Here is a 5,638-nt window from a genome sequence, read left to right as displayed (position 1 = left end):
CGCCAGTGTGACGCGGTCCACCACTGCCCTGTCAATCGGAGCGGCTCCGGGGCATCCGTCTCCCCGCACACTCCGCCTTAGTGACAAGGGGCTCATCCTTCCCGCCGCGCGCTACGCGCGGGCGGAAGAGTCTGCAAGGAAAACCGGGCGTGCTGCCTGAGAATCCGCGGGGTTCTGCCGCATGAATAGGTTGCAGTCCTACGAATACGCGTATATCCCACTGGTTTGGGTTATGCCCCACGGCGCGCGCAGCGTCGCCGGATGGATGAGCCCTTTGTCACTCCGGGTGACGGCGAGTGATGACAGACGCCCCGGAGCCACTCCGATTAAAGGTTAGTGGTCCACTGCGTCACACTGGCGGTTTGAGCGGCTTTCTTTTGCCTACTTTTCTTTGCCGCTGCAAAGAAAAGTAGGTGCCGCCCCGCACAGGGGCAACACTAATATACCGACATGAAAACAAGGAAAGGCCATCAAAAGGCCAAGGAACGCCCAAGGAACCTCCAAGGAACGGCGAACGCCATATAACCCGCACCGAAACACCGCCACTCAAAAACACCCTACCTCACCGCTCTCACGAAACACATCCCACTCCACAGCAAGCACGAACCTTGCTTATCGACAGCGAACCCGCCAATGCGCTGACGAATCCCGAGGAACAGCGCCGGTCGCATCCAACGCTTTCCCCGAGGAGTGTTCGTGAATACCCAACTCTTCATCATATTTAGCGCATTCGCGCTGCTGAGCGCATGGTGCCTGTTCCTGATCGGCCATCTCGCCGATGGTCATGACGCGTTTCCAAACTTGTCCGCCCGCGCAAGTCGCCGTCGTTTGACAAAAAGCGGCGGCCCGCCAGCGCAACCGGCTACGGCTACGTCCAGCAGGGCCGATCCTCCCCCACCACTAGAAAAAGTGCCGCAACCCAATACCAACCACCGACTGAACATCGCCCGAAGCCGGCGACAGCGTATTGATCTGCGCCTGTGCGAAAGGTGACCCCTCGCCAGAAACACGCTGATAGACCCCTTGGGCATAAATGCTGGTGCGATGCGAAAGTGCATATTCGGCCACGAAACCAAACTGGTTCCAATGCGGCGAGCTCCCGTCGACCCTCGCCTCGGTGTACGTATAGGCGCCACTCAGGCTGACCGCGGGCGTGACGTGCCAGACCGCATTGACCTCCGCGTTGTTAAAGCTCAAGGAGCTCGCGCCAGTGAAACTCGCACTTTGATATTCGCCCGAGGGCTGCGAGAACGTCGTGCGCGTGAGATTCGCGTGCAAGTCGACGTGCGAAAGCGAGTAGCCGAGGCCCACACCATAAATACGCTGCCCATTAGCAGCGAAATTGGCGTCGGCCGCATCGACTGCGCCTAAGGTTCCGGGCGCGTCGTCGCCCGCATGATCGATCTGCTCGTAGACGAGCGCTGCACTGAAAGGCCCGTTTCGATAGCGCGCAGCCGCCTCCCAGACGCGGTTGTCGGCGAACCCCGAGCCGCCCGTGGCCGACGCCGCCTTGTTGCTGAACGCATAGGTCGCCCCCACGTCGAAGCCGCCAACGCTCACGCTTTCATAGCGCACCGCATTGTTCAGCAAAAAGGAGTCCCAAAGATTATCGTTGTCGAAAGGGTGCGCGAAGAATGTGCCGCCCCAGTTTCCACCGGCTGAGAAGTCGCCGAGGTAAGACGTCATCGAATCCGCCTGGCGGCCGAGCTTAAGCGTGCCGAGCCGCTCGTTCTGCAGGCCAATCCAGGCGTAGTCGCCCCACATGCGTCCGCTCGGCCACGCCGTGCCGTTGTTGGCGGAGAAGGTGGTGGAGAGCATGAACAATGCCTTGTTGCCATCACCGAGATCTTCAGTGCCGCGCAGGCCCCATTTGGTGGGGGCCGTGGTGCCGCTGACCGTCTGCAGCGCATGGGCGCCGCCCTGGTTGCCGGTATAGACGATGCCCTCGTCAATGATGCCAAACAGCGTGACGCTGGAGTCGTTGCTTGCGTGCGCGCCAAGCGCGAACGCGCCCAGCACGCAACCCAGTAGTGCGTGTCGTTTCATGTTTTCAATCAGCGGGTAAAAGCCCAACAGCGGGCCACGGTGAACCGCGCAGGACGCGCCGCGAGCGGGCGCGTCCCCGCGTCAGGCCGCGTGCGCCTGCACGGGTGCGGCGCTTACTTCGTTGCCGGCGTGGCGTCCAGATACTTGTGCGTCAGCCGGTCAATCGTGCCGTCCTGCTTGAGTTGCGCGATGGCGGCGTCGAGCGTCTGCAGCGTATGCGGATCGTTCTTGCGCACGCCAATCACGCTGCTCATGGAAAGCAGCGCCGGGTCGACGATCTGCGGGCCCGCCAGTTCGAAGCTCTTGCCCTCGGGCTTCGCGAGGAAGCCGAGCCGCGCCGCCGCGCCGATGACGAGCGTGCCGTCGAGCCGCCCATTCGAGAGGTCCGCATAGACGCTGTTCTGGTCCGGGTACTCGACGATCGAAACGCCGTGCGGCGCCCAGTTGAGCTTCGCGAAGGCCTCCTGGGTCGAGCCCTGCAGCACGCCAATGCGCTTGCCGGCCAGCGAGGCCGCATTGGGCTGCAAATGCGCGGCCTTCGGCGCGAGCAGGCGAATGTCCGCCGGATAGAGCGGCGTGGTGAAGTCCATCACGGCACGGCGCGCCGCCGTCGCCGCAAGCGACGCGTTGATGGCGTCAAACTTGCGCGATTGCAGGCCGGCGATCAGCCCGTCGAAGCTGCCTTCCACCCATTCGCATTTCACATGCGCGGCGGCGCACAGCGCATTGCCAAGCTCGATGTCGAGCCCGGCGAGCTGGCCGCCCGGCAGCTTGTATTCGTACGGCGGATAGGTCGGGTCGGTGCCGAAGCGCAAGGTTTCGGCCTGCGCGGATTGCGCGAGGACGAGTGAGGCGGCGGCAAGCGCTGCGCCAAGCATCGGCAGCAGGTGCGGTTTCATTAGTGTCTCCTGACTGGATTGGGAATTCTGTTCAAGACGCGTTGGTGCACGCACTACGCGCTCAGGCGCGCGAGCGCCAGCGTCACGAAGAAGCGCACGCCAAGCGGCAGCACTTCATCGTTGAAATCGAACTCGGGATGGTGGCAATAGACACCGCCCTGACCGAGAAGCACGTAAGCGCCGGGGCGGCGCAGCAGGAATTCGGAGAAGTCCTCGGAGCCGTTGAGCGGCGCGAACTCGCGCAGCACGTTCTCCGGGCCGAAGACCTCGGCCGCGGCGGCCGCCGCGGCCTCGGCCTGCGCACGATGGTTGATCGTCGCAGGCGAGCTGCCGTAGAAGCGCACCGCGATGTCACATTCGGTCGCCAGTGCAACGCCCGCGCAGATCGCCTCGATACGCGCCTTCATGCGCGCGCGCACGCTTTCGTCGAAGGTGCGCACGGTGCCAGTCATTTTGGCCTGCGAAGGAATCACGTTCGATGCGCTGCCCGCGTGAATGCTGCCCACGCTGAGGACGGCCGCCGCTGCCGGATCGATCGCGCGGCTCACGACCGTCTGCAGCGCGCAGATGAGTTGCGCGGAGGCGGCGACCGGATCCTTCGTTTTCTCCGGCGAGGACCCATGGCCGCCAACGCCGCTCACGTCAATCTCGAACTCGTCGCAGGAAGCGAGCATGGCCCCATCGCGCACGCCAAACGTGCCCGGCGCGAAATGCGGCGCGTTATGCATCGCGTAGATCTCGTCATAGGCAAAACGCGTCTCGAGGCCATCGTCGAGCATGGCGAGCGCACCGCCGCCCGTCTCCTCCGCGGGCTGGAAGATCAGCACCAGCGTGCCGGCAAAATCGCGGTGGCGGCTGAAATGGCGCGCCGCGCCGAGCAGCATGGCCGTATGGCCGTCGTGGCCGCAGCCGTGGAATACGCCTTGCCGCAAGGAACGGTGCAACGGACGCCCTTCCTCGTTCATGGGCAGCGCATCCATGTCGGCGCGCAGCGCGATCGTGCGAGCGCTGTTCGGCCCGCTGCGCGAGCCGCGAATCACGCCCACCACCCCGGTCTTGCCCACGCCCGTGTGTGTTTCGATATCCCAGGCGCGCAGTTTCGCCGCGACTAGCTCGCTCGTGCGCATCTCGTCGAACGCTGTCTCCGGGTTTGCGTGGATGTCCCGCCGCAACGCGACGATCTCGTCGAAGTCCGCATCGATCAAATCCGCTCCCATTTTTCCTCCCTCTCTTCGGTGCATGCGCTGCATTCCGTGAATTCCGTGCATCAGGCCGCGCCCGTGTGCGGGCGGCGAAGTGGCTATACTAGCCAGCGCCGAGACTGGTCAATTTCCAGTTTCTTATGTACATAGCCAAGGCTCATGGGCCGCGAAAGCGATGAAAACCACCCAACTGCGCATCCTCGTGGCCATCGCCGAGCACGGCACGCTGATGGCCGCCGCCCATGCGCTGTGCCTGTCCCAGCCCGCCGTGACCAAGAGCATCAAGGAGCTGGAGGCGCGCCTCGGCGTGCAGCTGCTCGTGCGCAGCGGCTCGGGTATTCGTCTGACGCCCTATGGCGAAGCGCTGCTGCGGCGCGCGCGCACCGTGGTTGGCGAGATCGAGCGCGCGGAGCAGGAACTGGAGGAGATGAAGACGTCTTCGGTGCTGACGATCCGGATTGGCGTGTCGTTGCTGGCCGCCTCGATCGTGGTGCCGGATGCCATCCATACGTTCCGCGCGCGCTTTCCCAACGTGCCGCTCGACGTGCTCGAGTTCCAGACGACCCGGCTCATCGACGGCCTGCGCGACGGCTCGTTCGACATGTGTATCGGCTTTACGGCACCGGGAGACGCCGGCACCGAGTTCCGCGTGGTCCCGCTGGGCTTTGTCGCGCAGTCGCTCGCGCTCAAGCGCGGCGACCCGCTCACGGGCGAAACGCGGCTCTCGCGCTTGCGCGAGGCGCACTGGCTCTACAACTACACGCGCAAGAGCATGCCGGCGTTCTGGGCCACGCTGACCGCGCAGGCCGGCGCCGGCGCCCAGCTCGCACCGCCGTCACGCGTCACCGTTTGCACCGCGCGGCGGCTCTATACGGAACTCGCGAGCGAGGCGGGCGTGGTGAGTGTGTGGCCCGACTTCCAGCTGGAGGAGGAAATCGCGCGCGGCACGCTGGAGCGCATCGCGCTTGATTGGGCGCTGCCCCGGCTCGAGCTCAGCGTCATGTATCGTAAGGACCTCGTGCTGAGCGGCGAGGCGGAGTATTTCATCGAATGCCTGAAGAGCAAGACGCTGCCGGGCTGAGCAGGTGCCTGGCTCCTCTCGCTCGCGCTAAACCTGCCGACCGGCCTGTAGCGCTTCGTATGCGGCTTTCTCCGCCGTGGGGGGGGTCATGCAGTCGGCAATCACGATCAGCTCGGAGAGCGGCGCGTCTTCGTGTGCGAGGTGTAGCGCGTTGTCTCGTGGACGCCGGCAACCTGCATCACGATCAGGCCCGCGCCGCCGCGCGCTCGGGCCTCGTGGCAGGCGATTAGGGCGTCGTTGACGTGGCCGTCCGTTGGGAGCGTTGTGTCGTGGCCCGTCGGCTTGATGTGGTTCTTGAGCGGCGCGGCGCTCGAGTCGTGGTTTTTGGTGTCGCTTGTATGGCAGTGGCATTTGCTTGGCATTTTCTTGGCCGTTCCCTGGCCGTTCCTTGGCCGTTCCTTGGCCTTTCC

The 5,638-nt window shown here is 64.5% G+C and carries 5 protein-coding genes; 1 reads left to right on the top strand and 4 read right to left on the bottom strand.

The window, feature by feature from the left end; all coding sequences use genetic code 11:
- Positions 1–900: 900 nt before the first annotated feature.
- The 3 genes from EYW47_RS23960 to EYW47_RS23950 form a co-directional block, all read right to left on the bottom strand.
- On the bottom strand, positions 901–2,046 hold the full coding sequence (locus EYW47_RS23960; protein WP_133197322.1) for a porin: 1,146 nt from the start codon (positions 2,044–2,046) through the stop codon (positions 901–903).
- 113 nt (positions 2,047–2,159) lie between these two features.
- Positions 2,160–2,945, bottom strand: coding sequence for a transporter substrate-binding domain-containing protein (locus tag EYW47_RS23955; protein WP_133197321.1), 786 nt, complete (start codon positions 2,943–2,945; stop codon positions 2,160–2,162).
- A gap of 53 nt (positions 2,946–2,998) precedes the next feature.
- On the bottom strand, positions 2,999–4,162 hold the full coding sequence (locus EYW47_RS23950) for an amidohydrolase (protein WP_133197320.1): 1,164 nt from the start codon (positions 4,160–4,162) through the stop codon (positions 2,999–3,001).
- Positions 4,163–4,322: 160 nt separating this feature from the next.
- Here EYW47_RS23950 and EYW47_RS23945 point away from each other — a divergent pair, with 160 nt between their 5' ends.
- Positions 4,323–5,228 (top strand): LysR family transcriptional regulator, encoded by a 906-nt coding sequence (locus EYW47_RS23945; RefSeq protein ID WP_133197318.1) that lies wholly within the window; start codon positions 4,323–4,325, stop codon positions 5,226–5,228.
- A 107-nt stretch (positions 5,229–5,335) separates the two neighbouring features.
- Here EYW47_RS23945 and EYW47_RS23940 read toward each other — a convergent pair.
- Positions 5,336–5,638 (bottom strand): hypothetical protein (locus tag EYW47_RS23940; RefSeq protein ID WP_205710141.1); only part of this gene is annotated, 303 nt, incomplete at its 5' end.

The sequence above is a fragment of the Paraburkholderia silviterrae genome (genome assembly GCF_004353915.1).
GTDB lineage: Bacteria > Pseudomonadota > Gammaproteobacteria > Burkholderiales > Burkholderiaceae > Paraburkholderia > Paraburkholderia silviterrae.
Note: the sequence above shows the minus strand (reverse complement) of the source record. Positions and strands in the feature narration are given on the sequence as shown.